Genomic DNA, 24,573 nt, shown 5'->3' on the forward strand with positions numbered 1-24,573 from the left:
CGGGGAATGAGGGGGGCCAAACCTGCTACTATAACGACTTTTGCAGGGCGCGGCGCCCGCGCACCCCGTGCCGCGGACGGGCCCAAGCCACCCGCCGAGGGCCATGCGGCGGTCTTGCCGGCGCGGCGGCTGCGGCCATGCGCGTCGAGCCGTCCGCTGCATATGGTGCCGTTTCGAGCAAGAACAAGGCGGCCGCGCCTGACGTCGCAACAGGCCGGGCCAGACGCGACCCTCATTCATTTCCCGTCCCTGATGTCCAATCCGTCTGCCACGTCCGCACGTCTCTCCGCGCCGGAATTGCGCGCGACCGTGTCGCTCGCTGCCATCTTCGCGCTGCGCATGCTCGGTCTCTTCATGATCATGCCGGTGTTCTCCATCTACGCGAGAACGATTCCCGGCGGCGACAATGTCCTGCTGGTCGGCATCGCGCTGGGCGCTTACGGCGTCACGCAGTCGATGCTCTACATCTTCTACGGCTGGATCTCCGACAAGCTCGGGCGCAAGCCGGTCATCGCGTTCGGGCTGCTGGTGTTCGCGCTCGGCAGCTTCGTCGCGGCGGTTGGACATTCGATGTCGTGGATCATCGCCGGGCGCGTGATTCAGGGCATGGGCGCGGTGTCGTCGGCGGTCATCGCGTTCATCGCGGATCTCACGCACGAGGAAAACCGCACGAAAGCAATGGCGATGGTGGGCGGCAGCATCGGCGTGTCGTTCGCGGTGGCGATCGTGGGCGCGCCGATCGTCTTTCAATGGGTCGGCATGAGCGGGCTTTTCACCGTGATCGGCGTGCTGTCGATCGTGGCAGTCGGCGTGGTGCTCTGGATCGTCCCCGATCCGCCGGCGCGCCCGGTGCACGTCAAGGCGCCCTTCAGCGAAGTCCTTCATAACGTCGAACTGCTGCGCCTGAATTTCGGCGTGCTCGTTCTTCACGCGACCCAGACGGCGCTCTTTCTCGTCGTCCCGCGCATTCTGGAGGCGGGCGGGCTGCCGGTGGCGTCGCACTGGAAGATCTATCTGCCGGTCATGGGGCTCGCTTTCGTCATGATGGTGCCGGCGATCATCGCGGCCGAGAAGCGCGGCAAGATGAAGGCCGTCATGCTCAGTGCAATCGGGCTTATCCTGTTCGGACAGTTGTTATTGGGCGCGGCTCCCCATACGCTATGGTCCGTGGCCGCGATCCTGTTCGTGTACTTCCTGGGCTTCAACGTGCTGGAGGCGTCCCAGCCGTCGCTCGTGTCCAAGCTTGCTCCGGGCACGCGAAAGGGTGCGGCGGCGGGGGTGTACAACACGACGCAGTCCATCGGCCTCGCTCTGGGTGGTGTCGTCGGCGGCTGGCTGTTGAAGCTGGACGGACCGAGCGCGGTTTTCTTCTCGTGCTCGGCGCTCGTGCTGGCGTGGCTTGTCGTTGCAATGTGGATGAAGCCGCCGCCGCGCAAAGCCGGGCGCGCGGCTTAAGCGAAACGTTTAATCATTTGAATTGAATCAGCCGTGCTGTGTGGCTTCGCTTCAACGCGACGGCAGCGCGAACAGCGCCGCACGGCTGACAGTCGGCAAAGAATCAACCGGAGAAATCATGGCATCTGTCAACAAGGTCATTCTCGTAGGCAATCTGGGCGCGGACCCGGAAACGCGCTACCTTCCGAGCGGCGACGCCGTGGCCAACATTCGTCTCGCGACGACCGACCGCTACAAGGACAAGGCGTCCGGCGAGATGAAGGAACTCACCGAATGGCACCGCGTGGCGTTCTTCGGGCGGCTCGCGGAAATCGTCAATGAATACCTGAAGAAAGGCTCGTCGGTGTATATCGAGGGGCGCATCCGTACGCGTAAATGGACCGACCAGGCGGGACAGGAACGCTATTCGACCGAAATCGTCGCTGACCAGATGCAAATGCTGGGCGGGCGCGGCGGTGCCGGCGGCGGCGATGACGGCGGCTACAGCCGCAGCGCCCCGATGGAGCGTTCCGGCGGTGGCGGCGGTGGCCGCGCGCCTTCGGCCTCGGGCGGTGGACGCGCGGGCAGCTCGGGCGGCGGCGCGAGCCGTCCTAGCGCGCCTGCGGGCGGCGGTTTCGACGACATGGACGACGACATTCCGTTCTGACACGCGCCTATCCGCGCTTCGTATTAAGAAAACGGGTCTTCCGCTTCAGCGGGGACCCGTTTTTTTATTGGCAATTTCTGTTGATGTTTCCCGGCGGACTATCCTAATCCGTGGCTCGAAAATCGACGCAGGCAAACTGCCTGTCATTCGTCATATATTCAAATCTAGCTAATCGGACTAGTCCGATGGTTTCAAAATAGCGCGCATCTTATTTTGATGGAAACTATTTTGAAATACTGAGAGAGCACTGATTGCGTATTGTCATCTAATTTAGACAAACGCAAACCTGCGACCACGCGCAGTCGAATAACCGCTTCCGCACGCGCTCGGCTATTCCGAGCGCGTCGTTGCGCGTATTCGCGCGCAATAACGGCGCCTCGATGCCACACGCGTTGAGAAGCGCCTTTCATAAAAACAATATAACCAGAGGCGTAGTGATGCTTCGTGTAGTGTTGGCCGACGACCATCCTTTCGTAGTCCTTGGAATGAAGGCGCTCTTCAATGCAGACGACGGTTTGTGCGTGACAGGCGAAGCAAGGAATGCGAGCACTCTGCTCACTGAGCTTCGAAAAACGCCGTGCGACGTGCTCGTGACCGATTTTGCCATGCCCGAGCCGGGGCACGAAGCGCAGGACGGACTCTGCCTGATCCGCAAAGTGAAGCAGGACTGGCCGGGTATTGGCATTGTCGTGCTGACCAGCGTCAGCAATGTCGCCATTCTCCGCTCCATTCTGAATGCGGGCGCAATGGGCCTCGTCGACAAAGCCGAATCCATCGAGCTGGTGCCGAGTGCCGTCAAGCAGGCAAGCGCCGGCCGCCGCTACGTGAGTGCGTCGTTCCGCGCGGCGCTTGCCGAGGCCGGTGCCGAAACGCATTTCTCGCCGGATGCGCCTCGCCTCTCGCCGAGAGAAATCGAGGTAGTGAGACTATTCGCGAAAGGCCGATCCATTACCGAGATTGCAAAAGAGTTGCAGCGCGACGTGCGTACCATCAGCCGACAAAAGCGCGATGCAATGAACAAGCTCGGTGTAAAGAACGATCCGGGTCTCTTTGCATTCGTACGGGCACGCGGACTATGCTGATTTGCGTAGCACCGTATTTCCATTTCGGATGCATCTTATGTCTTTTGGGAGGGGAGTGCCCGATGCTTATCTTCGGGATCAGATGTGCAGATCACATTGCGTAACTAAGGGTTTGTGTCGATGGAATTCGGGAATGGTAGCGAGGTTTTCTCGCGTGTGAGGCGGTTGCGGTTAGCGATAGCGGATGACCATCCGCTTGTCATTCTGGCAATTGAGCGGCTTGCGGCGAATTTTCCCAATGTGGAAGTCGTCAGCCGAAGCGCAAATTCCACGCAGCTGGATGAATCGCTGGCACGCGGCGATTGCGATGTCGCTCTCGTGGATTTTTACATGCCTGGTGGCCGATATGGCGATGGCATACAGCTTATTCAGCACATCGCGCATTGCTATCCAGGCGTTCGAATTATCGTTCTGTCGCGCAATGATAACGCGGCGCTCGTCAGGCAAGCCCTCGACGCCGGCGCGCATGCGTTTCTCAGCAAGGAAGACCGGCTGGATCTGGTCTACGTTGCCATCGTGTCGGCTATTGCCAACGAAACGTATCTCGGTCCGGCTGTCCGCCGGACCATGGCGGCGGCAAATGTGGAAAGCCGCGCACGGTTTATCAGGCAGCGTTTGACGACGCGCGAGCTCGAAGTGATCGAGCGTTACGCGCGCGGCGCCAACGTAACCGAAATCGCGAAAGAACTGGAGCGCAGCGTAAAGACCATTAGCGCCCAAAAATGCGCAGCCATGCGCAAACTGAATTTGTCGACGGACGCTGATCTTTACCGTTTCATTGCCGACAGTGATCTCGCCTGATTACGCGCAGTTATCGGCTGCACAATAGTGCGAGCGGGGAAACGAAACAAGGCTGTTAGAAAAGCAGTCGCTCGCGACTAGACGAATAAAAAATAAAATGAGAGATAAATCACCGCTGCGGGCCGTCGTCGCAGACGACCATCCCGCAGTCGTCAAAGGCATTAAAGATTTTTTGGAGCGGGACGGCGCTATTCGAGTCGTTGCCACTGCCGAGAACACGCTGCAGTTGGCCGAAGCAGTCGACTCTGTGCCGTGCGACTACATTTTCGCCGATATCGGCATGCAAGGCATTGACGGAGAGAGCAATTCCATTGCGTTTCTCAAGCGTTTCCTGTGGCAGAAAACACGGCCGCGGGTAATCGTCGTCACCATGATGTCGCATGGCCGCATGTTGGCCGGTTTGATCGAACTGGGAATCGACGGCATCATCGACAAACGCGATTCTCTCGAATGTCTGTTCGAAGCCGTATCGGTTGCGCAGACAGGTGGCTGCTACCTTTCGCCTTGCGCGAGCGAAGCGGTAGGCCGCCTCGCCGGTTCTTCGCCGGCGCTCGCGGGCGTGTTGAGCAAGCGCGAGTGGGAGGTCTTCCGTCTGTACGCCAGCGGCCTGCTCGTGCACGAAATCGCCAAGCGTTTCGGGCGAAGCAGCAAGACCATCGCCACGCAGAAGCGAAGCGGCATGCGCAAGCTCGGCCTCGAGTCGGAAGGCGAACTCGTCGAGTACTTGCGGCAAGTCGGGCTCGTCTGACCACGCCGCGCGCGCAATTTTCGGAGCGTCATAAGAAGTATTTCGGACCCCTCTGATTTTCCTCCGTTGCACGCACGATCAGACTCTTAGGTCGGTCATCGAGATTTCTCGGTGCATCCGCGCCATGAGGCAGCGCATAACAACGCGCATCTTCCGAGAGAGTCGAATTGAGAACGTTGCTTGCACGCTGTTGGTTCGTCGTCAGCTTCCTTCTGTCGCCGCTTTGCCGCGCGGCCGACTCAGCCGCGTCGCGGCCCGCAAGCGCGCTTCCTGCGGCGGTCTGGGATATCAGCGCGCTTCGCCTGCTGCCTGTGCTCATCGGCATCGCGGCCGTTCTGCTGGTGACGCTGCGCGCCTTCATTGTCCTGCAACGCGAGATGAATCGGCGCATTCAGACCGAGCAGCGTCTCGCCACCCAACTGAGCTTCCAGCAGACGATGATGGAAGTCGTTCCCTATCCGCTCGTCGCGAAGGATATGGACAATCGCTACATCGCGGTCAACCGCGCGTTCGAAGCGGCGCTCGGCGTGCGGCGCGAGGACGTGATCGGACGCACGAGCATCGAAGCGGGCGCGTGGGGCGAGAAGCATAGCCGGCTCGTGAACGAGATAACCGCAGCCACGCTGCAGTCCGGTCAGGGACAAGAAGTGGAGGCCGAGTTCGTCGATGATCGCGGCCGATCGCGTTACGGGCTCTTCTGGACGGGCGCGTTCTCGTCGTCGAACGGCGAGCGCGTGGGCGTCGTCGGGACGATGATCGACATCACCGACATTCGGGATGCCGAAATGCACGCGCGTCAGACCGAGCAGCGCCTTCACGACGTGACGCGCTCCCTGCCCGCGGTGGTCTTTCAGTTGCGCCGCACGAAGAGCGGCAGATACAGCCTCCCGTACATAGACGGCGACACGAGACAGTTGCTCGGCCTCGACCTCGCGGCGCTGGCCGCTGATCCCACCAGCATCCTCCGGCACGTCGATGCCCAAGACAGCGGGCGGCTGTTCCAGGAAATCGAAGCGTCGTCGCGCACGCTGGAGCCGGTGCGCACCGAATTCCGCGCCACCGTGAAAGGCGTCACCCGCTGGATACGCGCCGATCTGGTCGCGCATCGCGAAGAGGACGAGTCGGTTGTCTGGAGCGGGTACTGGGCCGATGCCAGCGTGGAGCGCGCGCGCGCCGAGGAGCTGGCGCGGGCGCGCGACGCAGCCGAAGCCGCCTCGCGCGCCAAGGACGATTTCCTCGCCATGATGAGCCACGAGATTCGAACGCCGATGAACGGCGTGCTCGGGCTCGTCGAAGTCATCGAGAATACGCCGCTCAATCCGGATCAGTCGCAAATGCTCGGCATGATCCAGGATTCGGCGAGTGCGCTGCTGCAAATTCTGGACGACCTGCTGGATTACACGAAGATCGAGGCCGGCCGGCTGGTCATCGAATCGATGCCTATCGATCTACGCGAACTCGTCGACAACGCCGTCGGCTTGCTGGCCGGACGCGCGCATGAGAAAGGTCTGCGCGTGCGCGTGGCCGTCGCGCCGGATGTCGCGGCGTCGCTTCGCAGCGACAGCGTGCGACTGCGTCAGATTCTCTTCAATCTGATGAGCAACGCGATCAAGTTCACCATCAAGGGCGAAGTCTCGCTGCATGTGCGCGCGGTCGAGCGGCGTGAATCCGAACAGGTCATCGAACTTTGCGTGAGCGATACGGGCATCGGCATCGATCCCGCAGCGCAGGCGCGGCTCTTCGAACCTTTCGTGCAAGCGGAGACGTCCACCACGCGCCGTTTTGGCGGCACGGGCCTCGGGCTCACCATTTGCAACCGGCTCGTCGATCTCATGGGCGGCACGCTCACGCTGCAAAGCGAAGTAGGCGTCGGTACGTCGATGACCGTTCGGCTCAAGATGCCGGTCGAGACGCAGCACTATCAAATGGAAGGATTGCGCGGCAGGCGCGGCATCGTCGCGATCGACGACACGCGCGTCGCGGCGGCGCTCGCCGGCTACGGCCAGGCGTTGGGGCTGGAACTGAAGCGCATGGAATCGGACGATCCGCGCCTGCGCCGGCTCGAAACGTTCGATGGCGTCGATCTCGTGTTCTTCAGCGATACGCGCAAGGATGCGCTGCCGCTGGGATCGCGCGTGATCCACGTCACCGAGAAGCCGAAGCCCACGGGCTACCGCATTCTGGAAGACGACATTCGCGTCAGCGTGAATCCGCTCTCGTGGCACGGCCTCGGCGCGGCGTGCGTGGCGGCGTGTACCGGCATGCCGCAAGTCGCGGTGCACGGAACGCTTGGCCAGGAACCTCTCCTTGAAGCGCCCGGCCGGGAAGACGCGCTGCACAACGGCAAGCTCGTGCTCGTGGCGGAAGATCATCCCGTGAATCAGGAACTGATCCGTCATCAGCTTTCGCTGCTCGGCTTTGCCTGCGATGTCGTGCAAGACGGCGCCGAAGCACTCGCGGCGTTGGAGACCACACGCTACGGCTTCCTGATTACCGATTGCCACATGCCGAACATGACCGGCTACGAGTTGGCGCGGCGCGTGCGTGCGAAGGAGAAAGGCACGTCGCGCCGGTTGCCGATTCTCGCGATTACCGCGAGCACGTGCTCAAGTGAGGCGACGCGATGCCGCGAAGCCGGCATGGACGACTTCCTCATCAAGCCGACGCGGCTCGCGACGTTGCGCGAGCATTTGAATCGCTGGAAAGCGTCGGAGCGTCCGGAGCATCGACACAAAGGGCGGAAGCATCGCGCCGAGGACGCGATGCAGAGCCGCGATGCGGAAATCGACCTGAGCGGCATGGCGCAGCTCTGGGGTAGCGAGGCGACCGTGAAGGCGTTGCTGGATGCCTTCGTCACATCTTTCCGCGACGACCTCAAGGCGCTCGAGCCCTTGCTCGAACGCGGCACCGTCGAGCATCTGCGCGAATGGCATCACCGCGTGGTGGGCGCGGCGAGCGTGTTGCAATACCGGCCGCTGCTGGACGCGCTCGAAGAATTCCGGCGCGACCTGCCGAAGAAGAGCCGCGAAGTGAGGCGGCGCGAAGGCTTCGCACTCATTGAGCGATGCACGCGCTTGCTGGAGCGCATCGAGGCGCAATGCGCCGCGCTTCAATAACCGCGCTTACTCCGCTACCGCGACGAGGCCGGCGTCGACAGGCGCGCGGTCCCGGAAATATGACAAGGCGAAATCCACGAAAGAACGGGTCTTCGCCGAAACGTGCCTGCGACCCGGGTACACGATGGATACTTCCTTGTCGGCGTCCTTGAGCCGGTAGCCGGCGAAGAGCCGCACGAGCGCGCCGGCTTTGATATCGTGCTCCACGTAGCTCGCAGGCAGCACGGCGATGCCCATGCCTGATACGGCTGCCTGACGCAGCATCGGCGAGCTGTTCACGGTGTACGCCGGATCCAGCGATACCTCTTCCGTTACGCCCGATGGCCCGGTGAAAGACCACGTCGAGCCGTGTATGTCCGCCGATGGCGCAAGAAAGTCGTGTTTCGCGAGCGACGCGGGCCGCGCGGGCGTGCCGTGGCGCTGCAGATATTCTGGCGACGCGACCACTGCCGCCGCGACCTTGAAGAGCGGCCGGCTGATCAGCGTGCCGCTGCTGACGAGGTGCGGCACGACAATGCCGACGTCGAAGCCCTCGTCGACGAGATCGACCGGACGGTGCAGCAGAGTCAGACGCAGCTTCACGGTCGGGTAGCGGTCGCGAAACGCACGCAGCATGGGCGTGAGTTCCAGCAACGAAAACGAAGCCGACGCCACGAGCTTGAGTGTTCCCGACGGATCGACGGAACTGTTCGCAACCGATGCCTCGATGGTCTCCACCTGTTCGATCACCGCGCGACAGCCGTCGGCGTAGCTCTTTCCGGCTTCGGTCAGCGACACGCTGCGCGTGGTGCGGTTCAGGAGGCGCGTGTTGAGATGCGCTTCGAGCAGCGAAACATAGCGCGTGACGACCGCATTGGAGAGATCGAGCGCCGCCGCGGCGCGCCCGAACGATTCGGTCTCTGCGACTTTGAGAAAGACGCGCATCGCTTGCAGTTGATTCATGGTGAGACGGCTTGCCGAGCGATGCGGGACGCTCTTTCCCTTGATTTGAACGAGCGGGAAGATGCGCCGCTTTCGCGTGCGCGATGTTAATCGGACCACGAATAGAAGGTAATCAGAGGAGTCCGACTGTTTCGGCCTGTCGTGTAGCGGCCACTGTCGCGTGTCCGCAACTGAATGCGCAAGCGAGCGTACGGGGCAAGTTCCTAGTGCTGCGGTAAGTGCAAGAAGCCTAAGCGTTTACTCATATTGAAATTCGATTTTTTGAATTCTTCGAAAAGCCTTTTGTGTGTCCTTGGGGTGGAAGCGGCAAGAGCCAGCCATACACTTTGGGCTGCCGAATATCGGTGGAAGGCATACGGCGGGAATTCATTCCGAGATGCCGAGACGCCGCGAGCAACCCTATCGAGTCGCATGACTCTTTCTATGGAACACACAATGAAGAAGACTCTGATTGTAGCGGCCGTCGCCGCATCGTTCGCAACTGCCGCGAGCGCGCAGAGCAGCGTTACGCTGTACGGCCTGGTCGATGCTGGTCTCACGTTCGTGAACAACGTGCAAGCGCCGGTTGGTGACGACCACTTGAAGAACAACTCGTGGAGCATGAGCGGCGGCAACGTCAACATGAGCCGTTGGGGCCTGCGCGGTGCGGAGGACCTGGGCGGCGGTATGAAGGCAATCTTCGTGCTGGAAAATGGCTTCGACGTGTCGAACGGCACGAGCGCAGATAGCCGCATGTTCGGCCGCCAGGCATATGTCGGTCTGTCGACGCAAGCCGGCACGCTGACGCTCGGTCGCCAGACCGACGCGGTTGCCGATTACCTCGGCCCGCTGAGCGCAACGGGCTCGTGGGGCGGCACGTACTTCGCCCATCCGGGTGATTTGGACAACCTGGACGGCAACGCTTTCCGTGTCAACAACGCCGTCAAGTTCGTGAGCGCGAACTACGCTGGCCTGTCCTTCGCGGGTGCCTATGCGTTCTCGAACGGCGCTGGCAGCTTCGCGGACAACCGTGCGTACAGCTTGGGCGCTGGCTATGCAAACGGCCCGTTCAAGGTCGGCGCAGCGTACACGCAAGCGAATGGCGCGAACGCAACCGCGACCGGTGCAATCGCGGAAGGCATTCCCCAATTTATCTCGCCGGCTAACCGTTACGACCGTCTGCGCACGTTTGGCGCGGGTGGCAGCTTCTCGGCCGGTGCGATGACGTTCGGTTTGCTGTGGACTCAGACGCGTGAAGACAACAACTCGATCGAGAGCTACTCGAACATCGTCAATAACTACGAGATCAACGGCCGCTATGCGCTGACGCCGGCTCTCTCGCTGGGCGCTGCGTACACCTTCACGAACGCGAAGGTCAACTTCGGCGGCGACACGGGTCGTGCCCGTTTCCACCAGTTCGGCCTCCAGACGGACTACGCTCTGTCGAAGCGCACCGACATCTATGCTGAAGGCGTGGTGCAGATCGCTAGCAGCCAGGACAAGGAAGTCTATCCGTTCGCAGGCATCAACGGCGCGCCGGGCGGCGCATCGTCGAGCAGCCGTCAGGTTCTCGTGACGACGGGTATCCGTCACCGCTTCTAAGCAGTCTCGGCTGTATCGAGCTGTAGCTAGCTAGCAGAGAAGGGCGCCGCGAGGCGCCCTTTTCGCGTTTTTCCGTGGTCATCCGCCGCGCACTGCGTCCCGCATCCGAATGCACTACCATGAAGATGCGGCCGACGCGTCGCCATGAAAACGGAGAACCGGGAAATGATCTCGACACGCCAGCCGCACGCCTTCTACCGCGCTGCATTCGTCGCGGCGCTTCTCACATCGGCGATAGCGCACGCCGACACCGTCGCGCTGAAAGCGAACCTTCAGCCATCGAGCGAAGTGCCGCCGCGCGTGAGCAAAGGCCACGGCACGCTCGACGCCACGTTCGATACGGGCACCCAAGTCCTTAGCTGGACTGCGACCTACGCGGACTTGTCCGGCCCCGTCACGATGGCGCACTTCCACGGCCCCGCGCCGGTCGGGCAGAACGCGAAGGTGCAGGTCCCCGTCGACAAACGGGCGCTCGCTAGCCCGATGCAAGGCCACGCCACGCTCACCGAGCAGCAGGTCACCGATCTGATGGCCGGTCAGTGGTACTTCAACATTCACACGCAAGAGAACCCGACCGGCGAGATTCGCGGTCAGGTGATGCCGTCGAACTGACGCGGGCGACGTGATCGGCCGGCCGGAGCGCGCCCGATGAGCTGGCAGAGCGCATTCGCCTGCTGGGTCTTGCGGCGGCGCATGCGCCCAGAGACCGCGAAGCCCGTGCTCGACGTCGAGCGCGCCCGCAAATATACTGCTCGTCGCTTATGGTCGCCGCCTGTGCCCAAGGGCTGGCAACTGGAAGTCGGCGGCAACGGAGAGTGGCTGCGCTCGCCGACATCACGCAGAACGATTCTCTACCTGCACGGCGGCGGCTATTACTTCTGCTCGCCGCGCAGTCATCGCGCGATCAGTTTCGGGCTTGCCGTGCGCGCGCAGGCGAAGGTGTTTTCGCTCGATTACCGCCTCGCGCCCGAGCACCGCTTTCCCGCCGCAGTCGATGACGCCGTCGCGGCCTACCGGGCGTTGCTTGCCGATGCCGCCCCGGACTCGATCGTGATCGCCGGCGATTCGGCCGGCGGCGGTCTCGCGCTCGCGACGCTGCTCGCCCTGCGCGATGCCGGCGACGCGCTTCCCGCTGGCGCCGTGTTCTTCTCGCCGTGGACGGACCTGACATGCAGCGGCGCGTCGATGCGGACCAACGAAGGCCGCGATCCGATGTTCCACGCCGCCGTCTTTCCGAAGGTCGCCGCGCAATACCTGGGCGATGCCGACGCCGCGCACCTGTACGCATCGCCGCTCTTCGGCAGTTTCGAAGGCTTGCCGCCCTTGCTGATTCAGGCCGCCGATACGGAACTACTGCTCGACGATGCCACGCGCGTCGCCGATAAGGCCAGAGCGGCGGGCGTTCGCGTCGATCTGGAAATCTGGCGCAACGTGCCGCACATCTTCCCGATCTGGGCGCCGTTCATGCCCGAAGCGCGGCAGGCGCTGTCACACGCTGCCCATTTCATCGGCGACGTGACAGCCGCGCCCGCGCCGCTTCATCGGCCGCCCATGACTTCGATCGTCTGATACGCGCGTTCGACAGCCGCCGCGCCATAGTGCCGCTCCAGCCGCCGCACGGTGAAGTGGCCGTGGGCCATCTGCTGAAAATGATCGATGAACACGGTGTTGACCATCGCGCCGAGCACCGCGCCGATCGCCGGAATCGACTTGGCGGCGACTTGCTCGCTGACCTGCACGGAGAAACGCGAGGCGATGGTCTGAAGGAACTTGAGCAGCGCCGTCGATCCGTGCCCGCTGAGTCCTTTCGCGGTGATCTCGCTCGTCGCCCGCGATACCGACTGCGCCAGCGCCCCGCGCACGATGAAATAGCCGAGATCGGCGTTGTCGTCGTCCTTACGCGTGCCGCCCATGCCGAGCACCATCATGCATTGCAGCTGCGTCTCCACGCGATGCACGTCCTCGCCCTCGCTGCGCGCGATGTCGCAGATTGAGCGGAACATCAGCGTGGTCGTCACCGGCAGCTCGACCGGCAGCGCGAACAGGCCGAACGCGCCGCCCGCCGCGCCGGTCGTCGCCACCGCGAGCTTGTGCAGCAGGTTGTTCGGCTTGTCGGGCGGCGGCGCGAGGAGCGAACCGGCGGGCGCGCTCTTGCCGAGCGTGCGCAGCGCCAGTTGCAGGCACTTTTTGAGCGCCAGTTGCGTCGCTTCGTCGACTTTTTCCTGCGCGGCGGCAGGCAGGCGGCCCATCAATTTTTCGATGGGCGCGCCGATGACGCTCGCCAGCTTCATCGTCAGCGACGGGCTTTCGAGAGCTTCCTTGGCGCGGGAGAGGGCGGCGAAGTCCTCCGGCGTGAGCGGCGAGGTGATGATGGGCGTCGGTTCCATGCGTCGTTTCTTGATCCGAAATGAGTAGTTGACCACGCAGCTTAGAGCGCGGCGCCGTGCTATGATTCCATTTAAGTTGACTAGTCAATCATTGCTCTTACAAAAAATGGCCGTTCATACAGCCGCGCATCATTCGAGCGGGCAGGTTCTTCCGTTTCGCGAATCCCTCATGGCGATGCTGGGCATCTCCTTCGTGACGATGCTCGTCGCGCTCGACCAGACGGTCGTCGGCACGGCGTTGCCGACCATCGTCGCGGAGCTTAGGGGCTTCGAGCTCTACGCGTGGGTCGCGACTTCCTATCTTCTGACATCCGTCATTACCGTGCCGATTTTCGGGCGGCTCGGCGACTACTACGGCCGCAAGCCGTTCGTGATCGCGTCGATCGTCGTGTTCACGGTCGCGTCCGTGCTGTGCGGACTCGCCAACAGCATGATGTTCCTCGTGCTCGCCCGCGGCTTGCAGGGCATCGGCGGCGGCATGCTCGTCGGGACTGCGTTCGCGTGCATCGCGGATCTCTTTCCGGACAATGTCGTGCGCCTGCGCTGGCAAGTGTTGATGTCGTCGGCGTTCGGCATCGCGAACGCGGTCGGGCCGTCGCTCGGCGGCTTCCTCACGCAGTATTACGGCTGGCGCTCTGTGTTCTACGTGAATTTGCCGGTGGGCGTGCTGTCGCTGTTCTTCGTGTGGCGCTTCCTGCCGCATCTTCGGCATATCGCGCACGAAGGCAAGATGCGGCTCGACTGGCCCGGCGCGCTGCTCATTGCCGTGGCGCTCGGCGCGCTGCAATTGTTCGTCGAACTGTTGCCCAAGCATGGTGTGAGCCTGGAGACGATGACGCTGCTCGCGGCCGGCGCGGCGGCTGGCATCGCGCTGTGGAAGTGGGAAAAGCGCTGCGATTACGCGATTCTTCCGATCGACATGTTCCGCAACCAGAGCCTCGCGGCGCTCTTCACGCTGGCGATTCTCGGCGGCTTCTCGATGTTCTCGCTGCTCTTCTACGCGCCGCTCCTGTTTCAGGGCGGATTCGGCATGTCGCCGCAGGACGCGGGCATGATGATCACGCCGCTCGTCGTGTTCATCACCATCGGCAGCATCCTGAACGGGCGTATCGTCACGCGGCTATCGAACCCGAACCGCATGCTCTACATCGGCTTCGGATGTCTCGCGGTGGCGTGCTTGGGCGTGGTCGTCGCAACCCACACGATGCCTCGCGCGCTCTTGCTCGTGTTCATGCTGCTGGGCGGCCTGGGCCTCGGTTTCGTGATGCCGAATCTCACCGTGTTCGCGCAGCAGACGGCGGGCCGCCAGCATCTCGGCATCGCGACCGCGCTGCTGCAATCGCTGCGGATGATCGGCGGAATGGTCGGCACCGCCCTGACCGGCACGCTCGTGAGCCATCTGTACGCAAGCGGGGTAGGCCTCGCGCTCGAAAGAGATCACGCGCTGCGTTGGCTGAACGACATGTCCGACCCGCAAATCCTGATCAATCACGAAGGGCAGCAGACCTTGCTCGCGCAACTGTCGGCGGCGGGCCACAACGGCGCGATGCTGCTTGAAGCGGCGCGCGAGGCGCTCGTCGCGGCGATCCACATCGGTCTCGCGGTCGCGGCGGTGGTGGCGGTCGTATCGGTATGGCAATCGCGCCGCGTGCCGCTCGTGCGCTTGAAGCGGCAGCCTGAACCGGTCATTCTCGCCGAATGACGATTGGGGAAAGTACAAGCATGAACGAACAGGATCGGATCGCCGTGGTGCAACAGTTCGGGCGCACATATCGCGCGTTCATGTCGGCGTTCGAGCTGGCGGTGGGCCAGCCGATGCCGCGCTGGCGCATTCTGCTCGCGCTGCACGAGCATGCGGGCGTGCTGTCGCAGAAGGCGCTGGTGGAGCGGCTGCGGGTGGATCCGGGCGCGCTCACGCGGCAGTTGAAGACGCTCGAATCGCTCGGGTGGATCGTGCGCAGCGTCGATGCGCGCGACAATCGCGTATCGAATGTCGCGTTGACGGCAGAGGGCCGCGCGGCTACCGAAGACGGCCTGCCGCGCCGCAATGCGTTTCTGCACGACACGATGGCCTCGATGCCCGACGATGCAATAGAGGCACTGTCGGGCGCGCTCCAGATGCTCGAATCGCGCATTCAGGAAGTGGCCGCGGCGAGCGCGGCGGCCACCGCCGACGACAAGGCTTAGAAGAACGTCTCGATCACTTCGGTCACGCGATACTTCCGGTCGACCACCAGAATCTGCCGCCACTTGTCGAAAGTGAGGCACGGGTGCGAGATATCGAACGCGATCATGTCGCCGACCTTCACGTCGTCGCCCGGCTTGATGCGCAGATACGCATGCTGATCCATCAGGCCGAAGATTTCCCAGCCTTCCTCCGCTGACACGTCGCGCGGCGCATCCGCGCCCGGGCGATAGTGCTTCGCCGGCTCCGGCATGCCCGCATCGAAGGCGGAATCGCGCTTGCCGAGCCCGATGATCGCGCGGTCAGGCTCCGGAATCGACTGCACGTAGGCCCACAACTGGAGCGCGGGTTTCAGTCCCTGACCCATGCTCTTCGCGATGGGATTGCGCGCGAAAATCTCGTTCTGCGCTTTCTTGTAGATGCCTACGTCGTGCGTGAGATAGCAGCCGGGGCGCAGCACCACTTCGATGGCGTCGCTGTTCGCTTTCGCAAATTCGTCCGCGACGACGTCGTACCACGCCGACCCCGCGCCCGACAGAATGGCCGGCTTGCGCGCGATCTTCCCTTCGTCGATCAGCTTGCGCGTGACATCGACGGCGCTTGTCAGGAACTCGCGCACCTTCGACTCGTCCTGCAGCACGCCTTCGTACAACTCCACGCCCGCCAGTTCGATCACGCCCGGCCAGCGCGCGATAGCCGCGAGCACGGCTTCGCGCTGCGCGTCGTCGCGCACGCCGGTGCGCCCGCCCGTAACGCCCAGTTCGATCAACACATTTAGCTTCTTGCGCACGTCCGTGAAGAACGCGCCGAGCTGATCGACGCCATCGGCTGAATCCACCAGACAGAAGAACTCGAAGTTCGGATCGGTCAGCAACTCCGCGATCATGCCCATGTTGCGCTTGCCGACCAGCTGATTGGCCATCAACACGCGATGCACGCCGCCGCGATACGCCGCGCGCACCTGATGCGCGGTGGCGAGCGTGATGCCCCACGCGCCGGTGTCGAGCTGGCGGCGAAAGAGCTGCGGCGCCATCGTGGTCTTGCCGTGCGGCGCGAGCTTGACGCCGTATTGCTCGACGAAAGCCTGCATCCATTTCAGGTTGTGCTCGATGCGCTCCGCGTACAGCACGGCGGCGGGCAGGCTCACGTCTTCTTCGAGCAGGCTCCATTGCAGACGCCCGGCGTCGCCCAACTGGATGCTCGTGCCCGGCACCATGCCGAGACCCTTGCCGAAAGGGTCGATCGTCGCGCTCTGATAGTTTGTAACTTTCATGTGCTGCTGCTCCATCGTCCGATTAGATGCATTTCTGTACTCGCTGAAAAGCCGCCGCGGTTGACGGCAATATGGTACCCAAAGTAGGATCGGCGTTAAATTGTTATTTAGTAACACGCACCCCGAGTAAACCCGAAAACATGAACGGCCCCGCCGATCCGCAGAGCTTCGATATCGTCGCGCGCATCGCCGAACGCGCGCCCCTGCTCCGCAGCGCCGAGCGCAAGGTCGCCGCGTTGATCCTCGACGATCTCACGGGCGCGTCGCGGGCGAGCATCGGCGCGCTCGCGGAGCAGGCCGACGTGAGCATCGCCACCGTCACGCGCTTTGCGAAAGCGGTCGGCTGCGATGACGTGCGCGAACTGAAGCTGCGGCTCGCTCAGGCGGCGGCGGTCGGCCAGCGTTTTCTGAAACGCGAACCCGACGCGTTGCCGGATTCGCTCGCCGCGCGCATCTTCGAGGAAGTGCAGACGACGCTCGCGCAGAATCAGGGCGCGCTGCGCGCCGCGCCGGTGGCCGAAGCGGCCGATGCGCTCGCCGCCGCGTCGATGATCTACGTGTTCGGCATGGGCGGCGGATCGACCGCGCTCGCCGACGAAATGCGCTTTCGCCTCGTGCGGCTCGGGCGGCCCGTGGCGTCGTATCAGGACGGGCTGTTGCAGCGCATGGTGGCGTCCACGTTGTCGAAGGAACATGTCGTCGTCGCGCTCTCGGTGACGGGCCAGACGCCGGAGATGGTGGAAAGCTGCCGGCTCGCTCGCGAATACGGCGCGCGCGTCATCGCGCTGACGGCGCCCGCATCGCCGCTCGGCGCGCTCGCGGACTGGCTCATTCCGGTCATCGCGATCGAAACCGATTTCATCTACAAGCCGTCCTCGTCGCGCTACGCGATGATGATGGCACTCGACCTGCTCGTCACCGAACTGGCCGTGAAGCAGGCCGACCACAGCCGCGAACTGCTGCGCCGCATGAAACACGCGCTCGACGCGCATCGCGGCGGCGGCGAGCGCCAACCTTTGGGAGATTGATCATGGAAAAGTGCGACACGCTGATTGTCGGCGCGCGCGTGATCGACGGCACCGGCGCGCCCGCCGTCGAACGCGATGTCGCGGTGCGCGAGGGCCGCATCGTGGCGATGGAAGCGCCGGGCGGCTTGTCGCACTGGAGCGCCGCCGACGTGTTCGACGCGCACGGCAAAGTGCTCGCGCCGGGTTTCATCGACGTTCACACGCACGACGACACGCACGTCATCCGCTCGCCGCAGATGATGCCGAAGATCACGCAGGGCGTGACGACCGTGATCGTCGGCAATTGCGGGATCAGCGCGTCGCCGGTCACGTTGAGAGGCGAGCCGCCCGATCCGATGAACCTGCTCGGCGACGCGTCCGCGTTCCGCTATCCGACGTTCGCGGCTTACGTCGATGCCGTGAACGACGCGCGCCCAGCGGTGAACGTCGGCGCGCTGATCGGCCATACGGCGCTGCGCAACAACCACATGGACCGGCTCGACCGCGCCGCGACCGCCGACGAAATCGACGGCATGCGCGCGCAGCTCGAAGAGGCGCTCGACAACGGCGCGCTTGGTCTGTCGAGCGGGCTCGCGTATGGGTCGGCGTTCAACGCGCCGCCAGAGGAAGTGCAGGCGCTGGCCGAACCGCTTGCGAAAGCGGGCGCGCTCTACACGACGCACATGCGGACCGAATTCGACGCGATCCTCGACGCGATGGACGAGGCGTACCGCGTCGGCCGTCATGCGCGCGTGCCGGTGGTGATTTCTCATCTGAAGTGCGCGGGGCCGTCGAACTGGGGGCGCAGCGTGGAAGTGCTGAAATCCATCGACACCATGCGCGAAGGACAGCCGGTCGGCTGCGACTGCTATCCGTATAACCGCAGCTCGTCGACGCTGGATCTGAAGCAGGTGACGGGCGATATCGACATCACGATCACGTGGTCGACGCCGCATCCGGAGATGGCGGGCAAGCTGATCCGCGAAGTCGCAGCCGTTTGGAACGTGAGCCAGCAGGACGCCGCGAAGCGCCTGCAACCGGCGGGCGCGGTGTATCACAACATGTCGGAGGACGACGTGCGGCGCATTCTTTCGCATCCCGCGACGATGGTCGGCTCGGACGGCCTGCCGAACGATCCGCTGCCGCATCCGCGCTTGTGGGGCGCGTTTCCGCGCGTGCTCGGCCACTACGCGCGCGACACGGCGCTGATCGCGCTGGAAGAGGCGGTGCGCAAGATGACGAGTTTGTCCGCGCGGCGCTTCGGCCTGACGCAGCGCGGCGAGGTGAAAGTGGGCTATCACGCCGATCTTGTCGTGTTCGATCCCGAACGCGTGCGCGATGCCGCGACGTTCGCGAAGCCGGAGCAAGCGGCCGATGGTATCGACGCGGTGTGGGTGAATGGTGTTTTGACGTATCGCGAGGCCGCCCTCACGGGCGAGCGCGCGGGACGTTTCGTGGCGCGCGGCGCGGCATCGAAGCTGGATGCGGCGGGCGCGTTTTAGGACTTATTGCGTACGAAAAGGAGTGGGAAGATGAAGCGTTATGGCGTGGAAGGCGGCAAGGGACAAGGCGGCGCGCATATGCCGTTCGCACGCGCGGTCGAGGCCGATGGCTGGCTCTTCGTGTCGGGCCAGACGCCGATGCAGGACGGCGAGGTGATCAACGGCGGCATCGTCGAGCAATCGCACAAGGCGATTCAAAATGTGATCGCCATTCTGGAAGAAGCGGGCTACGGCACGGAGCATGTGGTGCGCTGCGGCGTGTGGCTGGACGATCCCCGCGACTTCGCTTCGTTTAACAAGGTGTTCAAGGAGTACTTCGGCGCGAACCCGCCGGCGCGGGCTTGCGTGGTGTCGTCGATGGTGATCGACTGCAAGGTCGAGGTGGATTGCGTGGCTTATAGGAAGCCGGGGGGGTAAATCTCTCAGCGCGCTTCTCCCGATCAGGATCTAGCGCGTCGATCACTGAGTTATTGAGAGATCCCGTGAGCCCTCTGCTTGCGGGATTCTTGTTTTCGACGCGACGTGCGGTTGTTTGCGATTGTGTACCGCATGTCGCCTCGCTTGCTTTTAAGACAAATCCCATGGTCACGGGATGTCGCGCACGGTCCAATTCTCGAGTCTATCCAATAATCAATAAGAGGACTTCGAAGAATGAAGGACACAACTGGCCGCGAAGTCGCTTGCCCGGACGACAAGACTGACCATGGTGGACAGGTGATCCAGGTAGCAAGTGACCCGAAACACATCGGTATCCAGACAGCGCTCGATTGTCATCTCACCGACTGCCCAAAACGCGGCAGGACCGATGCGATCATTGCAACCGGCTCCCGAAAGTACAAAGGTATCAGCGTTGCGCAGTCAAGCGACAAGACCGTGTGCGGTGCGATGGTCATTGGAGCGTGATGAGCCATGCCGTGGACGGTTCAATCACACACTGTTACGTTCAAAAGTTCGGCCCTACCTGAGATCGTGGACCAAAAGGCCGACGGAAAGGAGTTCCAGAGGCAAATGCTGACTGTGCGCAGCATTCGCGGGCGCGAGGCTGTAGGGGAATTGTACGAGTACGTCGTCGTCGCGGAAGTCGAGGATCCGGACTTGCTCCTTGACCCGCTTGACGCAGCACAGGTCGATTTGGAGAGAATCGTTGGAGCGATTGGGACAGTCGCCATCGAGTTGACCGGCATCGGAACCTTTCGTGCTGGCCAGCAAGGACATTCGGGGTACGCGAATATCGGGGCGGACACGCGCTACATCAGCGGTCAGATCACGTCCGCAAGAATTGTCTGTGCAGAGGATCGTTCTGCAGTCTATGAGTTCGTGCTTCGTCCCTCCGTGTGGCGCGCGACCCAGAACAAAAACTCGCGCATCTTTCGCGGTTCCGTGGACGATATCCTCGAAAAGATCCTGCGACGATACGGCACGACCGAGTGGAGGCTCGCCGGGCCGTGGGGAGGAAAGGGACATTATCCGCCACGTGATTTCGTTCGCCAGGCTTGGGAATCGGACTGGTCGATAGCCATGAGGCTCATGGAAGAATGGGGACTTTTCTTTTGGTTCGAGCACAACAAGGATGGCCACACACTCGTCATCTCCGACACGCTTGGCGGCTTTCATCGCCACGGTATGGCTTATGAAACGCTGCGCTATCACGCGGGCGGCCGCATCGATGAGGAACATATCAACGAATTGTCGGTGACATACTCACTCACGGCGGGCAAGGCAACCGTTAGTGATCACGACTATATGCAGCCTCGCTTGAGACGAGCCAATGCGGCATTGCGCGAGGCGTTCGAGGACGCCCATGGCACTGCAAGCGCGGGAATCGAAATCTACGCGCCAGCCGAGTTCGCGCAACCGGAAACGGATCCACCTGTAACTGGTCGAAACGATTCGCGACAGGAAGGTATGCATCTGGCGCGTGTCAAATTGCAAGCTGTGCGCTGCACGAGCCTGCGCGTGCATGGAAAGGGACATCTGCGCGGACTTCAGCCCGGCCGCACGTTCATGTTGGTGAACTACCCGCAGACGAGGGCGAACCGCGACTACATCGCGCTGTCATGCGAACTCGACCTAACAGAGGTGGGAACATCGTCCGCATCGTGGCGTCAGTATTCGGTCAACACTCAGTTCGAATTGCAGCCAAGCACTGAGCATTATCGGATGCCGCAATCGACACCAAGACCTCATGTCGATGATGAGTAGGCGGTGGTCGTCACGCCAGAGCACCACAAGAACGAGAATTACGAGATGTGGGTTGATGACAAGAACCGCGTGCTCATTCAATATGATTGGGATCGTGAGGCGCAGTTCGACGGTGCGACATCCGTGTGGCTTCGCCTCGCTACGCAGTGGCAAGGCAGCCAGATGGGCGTCGTGACGCCCGCCCGCGCCGGCCAGATGGTGATCGTCTCGCACGTTCACGGCGATCCAGATAGACCTTACGTCTCCGCGTTCGTAGTGGACCGCTGGAACATGCCGCCATGGGAAATGCCGCGCAACAGTGCGCTGAGTGGCTTGCGCAGTCAGAGCCTAGGCGGAAGTGTCGATTCGAACCACCTCGCACTCGACGACACGCAAGGGAGGTTGCAGGCGCAGCTTGCGAGCGACCATGCGAAATCAAGTCTGACGCTGGGCTTCAATACGCGCATCGATGGGCACAAGGGACGGCAGGAGGCGCGCGGCCAAGGCTTCGAACTTCGTACCGATGCACATGGCGTGGCGCGTGCAGCGAGAGGGTTACTACTGACCACCGAAGCCCGCAAGAATGCCGGTGGCCATGCGCTCGACATGGGCGAGACTATCGCCACGCTCACGCAAGCACGCGAAGTTCATGAGAGCCTGGCGGGGCTTGCGCAACAGCATTGCGCGCACGACGCGATTCACGATCAGCATGTCGTGGCCAAGGCGATCAGAGCGGCGAACGAGGGCATACGCGGCAGCAGTCCGGTGGATGCGGGTCGAGGCCAGTTTCCTGAGTTCGAAGCGCCCCACTTGACGCTTTCGAGTCCGGCTGGGATTCAGTCGACCACGGCCGGCAGCATGCACATAGCCAGCGGCGAAGACCTTGCCGTCACGACCGGACGCCACGTCAGCTTTGCGGTAGCCCGGTCGCTGTTCGCGAGCGTTGTGGATTCAGTCGCGGTCTTCGTGCAGAAGACGGGCATTGCGTTGACAGCGGCGGCCGGAAGGATTCGGCTGGAAGCGCAGCAAGACGGGATTCAGCTTATTGCACGAAAGGACGTTCAGATTGTCAGCACGGGCGACGGCATTGACATAACCGCCGCAAAGCGCATTCGTCTGAATGCTGGCGGGACGATGCTCGAGATTAGCTCGAGCGGCGTGCTTGGGTTCACGAATGGACAGTTTCTGGTTCATGCTGCAACTCATGCGACTGACGGACCCGTGGACACTCCGGTGAAATTGCCGCTGACGGATATCGAAGACGCGAAGGTAGCCGAGCCCTTCATATTGGTTGATCCAATTGCGGGCTTCGGAATTCCCGACCAGCCTTATCGCATCACCCTGAATGACGGAACGGTCATCGAAGGCAGGACCAACGACGCAGGTGAAACAGCGTTGGTCCTTTCAGATTCGGTCCAGCCTGCAACGATTGAAATCTTGCACAACGACGGCAAGAACAATCCGTCCTCGATTCTTTCGGCCATGCTCATTCAACCGGCACGAGCGCTTGTACCAGAAATCACCTCGCGGAAGAAACGCGAGACGACGAGAATCAATGACCGGGAGTTGCAGTCACAGGACGACACGACGTCGAGCTCTGGCAAATCACCGTACTTTGCACTGTGCCAGTCCTACAACTGGGGGATGCGTTATAGCGAGAGAGATAAAAAGGATCCGAGAAGGCTGGCCTATCCGGTGGCCGAGCGGTTTGCGAAGGAAATGAAGCAGATTCTTATTGAACAGGTGCAGTGGGGAAGCAATTACTTTGGGAACGGCAAACCGATTCTAGAGGCCAAGTTGGTAGATGGGTCGAAGTTCTTATCCGATCGAACTAATCAGCAACTCGCAAAATTGCTCTCGGCGTCAGTCAAAAGTGCGTTGACAGCAATGCAGTCGCCTGGCTTCGCACTGCCCGAACAAGCGCTTCCGACGGTCACCGTAACCAACGACACTCTGGTTGGAAATGCTAAAGGCACGTTCGATCCCGCACATTGGACCTTATCCATCAACACCGAACCATTTGGTCCGCTCTTTGTACCTTGCACGGTCACCGATCAAAGTCAGCGAGAGACACAAGCTCGGCTAGCGTTGAAAGATTTTGTCGATACGGTTTTCCACGAGACCCGTCATTGTCAGCAGGACTTCTGGGTTTATGCGATGGTCCAGCAGGGCGCTGCGAATTTTCCTGATATGCCGAACATCTCTAAATGGCCGGGCCAAGCTTCACAGTTCAGTGAGTTGGCGAACGCAGTTGTAAGAGCCTCGGCTAGCCAAGCGCTGCCTGACGACAATGCCAACCTGCTCGGCATTAAGCAGATGGCGGTGGCGAAATATGTGTGGAATCTCCACGCTTTCATGGTTGCGAAGTGGTATCCCACCTACGCAAGCGATGCCGTTTCACTACGAGAGGAATATGAACGTGCAAGGAAGCAAGCAGAAACATTGCTGCGCAGCGCTGGCGCCGACGGGTCGGCTATTGACGTTGAGGATATGGTTGTTGACAGCGGTTATCAGTCGCGCCCGTGGGAGGACGACGCGTTCGTATGCGGTGAAATCGAGAGTTCTTACTGGAGTTCCGATCGTGCGCCGACTGACATTGTTTTCAATCAGTGCAGCCGTAAGTATGCCCTCTCTTTCAACAGCCGCCGAGCCACAAGCGCCACTGCAAGCCCCGGCGTTTCAGTTAATGCCTCAAGAAACGGAGGTTGAACGAATGCCAACCGAACGACCGCAACGCTCTATGCAAACGCCGCTTACGAACGAGCAGATATCAACGGTCTTGCGTGTCTCCGAACTCGGCTTGCAGTGGGTGGCGGGGAAGATAAGTATCGAGCAAGTTGAATCGGCTCTAGGAAAACTCGAAGGTTCCAATATCAATGGCGAATCGAGCTATTACTACGACAAGGGCGATTTCGGAGCGAACTTCGACTTGCTCGATAATAACGAGAAGCGTCGGATCGGCGTAGGACGGTCATTCGGGCTGCGAAGCAGCGTTGTGAAGTCTGCCCATGTTCCTCGCGAAACGTTGGAACAACAGCTTGGCCTTCATCGGAACGTACCCGGCGAACTGATCGACGGAGTTCGTCGCGAACACTTGGCGTACTTGGCGAAGCCCATCCTGGAAACGCAAGCACCAGACGAAGTCGCGCTTAACTCGCGCTTGCCCATGCCGCCCGGTTCGCCATTTGACGTCCGCGTGCGCCTCGTGTACAGGACCATCTCCAACCGGGCAAGCGAGTCAGACTTTGGAACCGCCGCCAATTTGCGTTCCATAACCATTGAGCGCTGGTACCTCACGCCTGCTGAGCTGCAAGAACGCGAAGATGCGAAGCGCCAAAGATACGGGAGAATGGACTTGCGAACGGGCAAGCTGTGTCCCGAAACGGGGTGGTGGGAAGGGTGGACCAAGCACAACGTCGTCGACAAACAAGTGATACGAGGAGGCGAGAAGTTTCCGCAGGCTCGTCTACCGCCGCCTGGCGAGGCACTGAATGGCGCGTGGTTCGCAGACGCACAATGGATCTGGCATGGTCCCTTTAAAGAAGCAAGCTAACCGGCCAGCAGGCGTTCATCTCGTCATTAGCTCAGCGGACCGGCACCGACGTTAGCCGTCAGACGTCAGTCCGTCTAAATTGGCGGCGTGAGCGTTTTGCTTCGATGGCAGTTG

The 24,573-nt window shown here is 61.9% G+C and carries 21 protein-coding genes; 18 read left to right on the forward strand and 3 right to left on the reverse strand.

The features are described 5' to 3' along the window. Positions 1–252 precede the first annotated feature (252 nt). The 6 genes from GV035_RS11150 (at position 253) to GV035_RS11175 (ending at position 7,848) form a co-directional block, all read left to right on the forward strand. Positions 253–1,455 carry an MFS transporter gene (locus GV035_RS11150; RefSeq protein ID WP_159835171.1) on the forward strand — a complete coding sequence of 401 codons (1,203 nt, stop codon included), beginning with the start codon at positions 253–255 and terminating at the stop codon, positions 1,453–1,455. A 118-nt stretch (positions 1,456–1,573) separates the two neighbouring features. Beyond that, positions 1,574–2,101 (forward strand): single-stranded DNA-binding protein, encoded by a 528-nt coding sequence (locus tag GV035_RS11155; RefSeq protein WP_159835172.1) that lies wholly within the window; start codon positions 1,574–1,576, stop codon positions 2,099–2,101. Between the two features lie 347 nt (positions 2,102–2,448). Next, a complete protein-coding gene (locus tag GV035_RS11160; RefSeq protein ID WP_236572583.1) occupies positions 2,449–3,183 on the forward strand; it encodes a response regulator transcription factor in 735 nt (244 codons plus the stop codon). A gap of 120 nt (positions 3,184–3,303) precedes the next feature. Beyond that, positions 3,304–3,984, forward strand: coding sequence for a response regulator transcription factor (locus tag GV035_RS11165; RefSeq protein WP_159835173.1), 681 nt, complete (start codon positions 3,304–3,306; stop codon positions 3,982–3,984). A gap of 97 nt (positions 3,985–4,081) precedes the next feature. Next, positions 4,082–4,732: a response regulator transcription factor gene (locus GV035_RS11170; RefSeq protein WP_159835174.1), complete on the forward strand. Its 651-nt coding sequence runs from the start codon at positions 4,082–4,084 to the stop codon at positions 4,730–4,732. A 167-nt stretch (positions 4,733–4,899) separates the two neighbouring features. Further along, a complete protein-coding gene (locus GV035_RS11175) occupies positions 4,900–7,848 on the forward strand; it encodes a hybrid sensor histidine kinase/response regulator (protein WP_159835175.1) in 2,949 nt (982 codons plus the stop codon). 6 nt (positions 7,849–7,854) lie between these two features. On the opposite strand, the gene GV035_RS11180 is transcribed toward GV035_RS11175, so the two are convergent. Continuing rightward, a complete protein-coding gene (locus GV035_RS11180) occupies positions 7,855–8,790 on the reverse strand; it encodes a LysR family transcriptional regulator (protein WP_159835176.1) in 936 nt (311 codons plus the stop codon). Positions 8,791–9,225: 435 nt separating this feature from the next. Here GV035_RS11180 and GV035_RS11185 point away from each other — a divergent pair, with 435 nt between their 5' ends. From GV035_RS11185 to GV035_RS11195, 3 genes are all read left to right on the forward strand, one after another. Further along, positions 9,226–10,371, forward strand: coding sequence for a porin (locus GV035_RS11185; RefSeq protein WP_159837822.1), 1,146 nt, complete (start codon positions 9,226–9,228; stop codon positions 10,369–10,371). Positions 10,372–10,536: 165 nt separating this feature from the next. After that, positions 10,537–10,983: a CHRD domain-containing protein gene (locus GV035_RS11190; protein ID WP_159835177.1), complete on the forward strand. Its 447-nt coding sequence runs from the start codon at positions 10,537–10,539 to the stop codon at positions 10,981–10,983. Positions 10,984–11,019: 36 nt separating this feature from the next. Then, positions 11,020–11,940, forward strand: a complete 921-nt coding sequence (locus GV035_RS11195; RefSeq protein ID WP_159835178.1) for an alpha/beta hydrolase — start codon at positions 11,020–11,022, stop codon at positions 11,938–11,940. Here the strand turns inward: GV035_RS11195 and GV035_RS11200 are convergent. After that, the gene (locus GV035_RS11200; RefSeq protein ID WP_159835179.1) at positions 11,910–12,758 is read right to left on the reverse strand and encodes an EcsC family protein; all 849 of its coding nucleotides are present in this window, start codon (positions 12,756–12,758) and stop codon (positions 11,910–11,912) included. The genes GV035_RS11195 and GV035_RS11200 overlap by 31 nt on opposite strands. Before the next feature lie 106 nt (positions 12,759–12,864). On the opposite strand from GV035_RS11200, the gene GV035_RS11205 reads away from it, so the two are divergent. Together GV035_RS11205 and GV035_RS11210 are read left to right on the forward strand one after the other, a co-directional pair. After that, a complete protein-coding gene (locus tag GV035_RS11205; RefSeq protein WP_159835180.1) occupies positions 12,865–14,460 on the forward strand; it encodes an MFS transporter in 1,596 nt (531 codons plus the stop codon). Between the two features lie 20 nt (positions 14,461–14,480). After that, positions 14,481–14,945 (forward strand): MarR family winged helix-turn-helix transcriptional regulator, encoded by a 465-nt coding sequence (locus tag GV035_RS11210; RefSeq protein ID WP_159835181.1) that lies wholly within the window; start codon positions 14,481–14,483, stop codon positions 14,943–14,945. Here the strand turns inward: GV035_RS11210 and GV035_RS11215 are convergent. Next, on the reverse strand, positions 14,942–16,216 hold the full coding sequence (locus tag GV035_RS11215) for an amino acid deaminase (protein WP_159835182.1): 1,275 nt from the start codon (positions 16,214–16,216) through the stop codon (positions 14,942–14,944). The genes GV035_RS11210 and GV035_RS11215 overlap by 4 nt on opposite strands. A 140-nt stretch (positions 16,217–16,356) precedes the next feature. Here GV035_RS11215 and GV035_RS11220 point away from each other — a divergent pair, with 140 nt between their 5' ends. The 7 genes from GV035_RS11220 to GV035_RS11250 all read left to right on the forward strand — a co-directional run bounded on the left by GV035_RS11220 (position 16,357) and on the right by GV035_RS11250 (position 24,459). Then, positions 16,357–17,244: a MurR/RpiR family transcriptional regulator gene (locus GV035_RS11220; RefSeq protein ID WP_159835183.1), complete on the forward strand. Its 888-nt coding sequence runs from the start codon at positions 16,357–16,359 to the stop codon at positions 17,242–17,244. Positions 17,245–17,246: 2 nt separating this feature from the next. Beyond that, the gene (locus GV035_RS11225; protein WP_159835184.1) at positions 17,247–18,725 is read left to right on the forward strand and encodes an N-acyl-D-amino-acid deacylase family protein; all 1,479 of its coding nucleotides are present in this window, start codon (positions 17,247–17,249) and stop codon (positions 18,723–18,725) included. Positions 18,726–18,755: 30 nt separating this feature from the next. Next, positions 18,756–19,142 carry a RidA family protein gene (locus GV035_RS11230; protein WP_159835185.1) on the forward strand — a complete coding sequence of 129 codons (387 nt, stop codon included), beginning with the start codon at positions 18,756–18,758 and terminating at the stop codon, positions 19,140–19,142. 234 nt (positions 19,143–19,376) lie between these two features. Beyond that, on the forward strand, positions 19,377–19,628 hold the full coding sequence (locus tag GV035_RS11235) for a PAAR domain-containing protein (RefSeq protein WP_159835186.1): 252 nt from the start codon (positions 19,377–19,379) through the stop codon (positions 19,626–19,628). Positions 19,629–19,634: 6 nt separating this feature from the next. Continuing rightward, positions 19,635–20,927: a type VI secretion system Vgr family protein gene (locus GV035_RS11240; protein WP_159835187.1), complete on the forward strand. Its 1,293-nt coding sequence runs from the start codon at positions 19,635–19,637 to the stop codon at positions 20,925–20,927. Between the two features lie 3 nt (positions 20,928–20,930). Beyond that, a complete protein-coding gene (locus GV035_RS11245; protein WP_159835188.1) occupies positions 20,931–23,615 on the forward strand; it encodes a DUF2345 domain-containing protein in 2,685 nt (894 codons plus the stop codon). A gap of 4 nt (positions 23,616–23,619) precedes the next feature. Next, the gene (locus GV035_RS11250) at positions 23,620–24,459 is read left to right on the forward strand and encodes a hypothetical protein (RefSeq protein WP_159835189.1); all 840 of its coding nucleotides are present in this window, start codon (positions 23,620–23,622) and stop codon (positions 24,457–24,459) included. The last annotated feature ends 114 nt before the right edge of the window (positions 24,460–24,573 follow it).

Source organism: Burkholderia sp. 8Y (assembly GCF_902506145.1).
Lineage (GTDB): Bacteria > Pseudomonadota > Gammaproteobacteria > Burkholderiales > Burkholderiaceae > Caballeronia.

Excerpts from the sequence above, each read along its gene's own strand:
- GV035_RS11150 (WP_159835171.1), top strand. The coding sequence starts at position 253 with ATGTCCAATCCGTCTGCCACGTCCGCACGTCTCTCCGCGCCGGAATTG.
- GV035_RS11155 (WP_159835172.1), top strand. The coding sequence starts at position 1,574 with ATGGCATCTGTCAACAAGGTCATTCTCGTAGGCAATCTGGGCGCGGAC.
- GV035_RS11165 (WP_159835173.1), top strand. The coding sequence starts at position 3,304 with ATGGAATTCGGGAATGGTAGCGAGGTTTTCTCGCGTGTGAGGCGGTTG.
- GV035_RS11170 (WP_159835174.1), top strand. The coding sequence starts at position 4,082 with ATGAGAGATAAATCACCGCTGCGGGCCGTCGTCGCAGACGACCATCCC.
- GV035_RS11180 (WP_159835176.1), bottom strand. The coding sequence starts at position 8,790 with ATGAATCAACTGCAAGCGATGCGCGTCTTTCTCAAAGTCGCAGAGACC.
- GV035_RS11185 (WP_159837822.1), top strand. The coding sequence starts at position 9,226 with ATGAAGAAGACTCTGATTGTAGCGGCCGTCGCCGCATCGTTCGCAACT.
- GV035_RS11190 (WP_159835177.1), top strand. The coding sequence starts at position 10,537 with ATGATCTCGACACGCCAGCCGCACGCCTTCTACCGCGCTGCATTCGTC.
- GV035_RS11195 (WP_159835178.1), top strand. The coding sequence starts at position 11,020 with ATGAGCTGGCAGAGCGCATTCGCCTGCTGGGTCTTGCGGCGGCGCATG.
- GV035_RS11200 (WP_159835179.1), bottom strand. The coding sequence starts at position 12,758 with ATGGAACCGACGCCCATCATCACCTCGCCGCTCACGCCGGAGGACTTC.
- GV035_RS11205 (WP_159835180.1), top strand. The coding sequence starts at position 12,865 with ATGGCCGTTCATACAGCCGCGCATCATTCGAGCGGGCAGGTTCTTCCG.
- GV035_RS11210 (WP_159835181.1), top strand. The coding sequence starts at position 14,481 with ATGAACGAACAGGATCGGATCGCCGTGGTGCAACAGTTCGGGCGCACA.
- GV035_RS11215 (WP_159835182.1), bottom strand. The coding sequence starts at position 16,216 with ATGAAAGTTACAAACTATCAGAGCGCGACGATCGACCCTTTCGGCAAG.
- GV035_RS11220 (WP_159835183.1), top strand. The coding sequence starts at position 16,357 with ATGAACGGCCCCGCCGATCCGCAGAGCTTCGATATCGTCGCGCGCATC.
- GV035_RS11225 (WP_159835184.1), top strand. The coding sequence starts at position 17,247 with ATGGAAAAGTGCGACACGCTGATTGTCGGCGCGCGCGTGATCGACGGC.
- GV035_RS11230 (WP_159835185.1), top strand. The coding sequence starts at position 18,756 with ATGAAGCGTTATGGCGTGGAAGGCGGCAAGGGACAAGGCGGCGCGCAT.
- GV035_RS11235 (WP_159835186.1), top strand. The coding sequence starts at position 19,377 with ATGAAGGACACAACTGGCCGCGAAGTCGCTTGCCCGGACGACAAGACT.
- GV035_RS11240 (WP_159835187.1), top strand. The coding sequence starts at position 19,635 with ATGCCGTGGACGGTTCAATCACACACTGTTACGTTCAAAAGTTCGGCC.
- GV035_RS11250 (WP_159835189.1), top strand. The coding sequence starts at position 23,620 with ATGCCAACCGAACGACCGCAACGCTCTATGCAAACGCCGCTTACGAAC.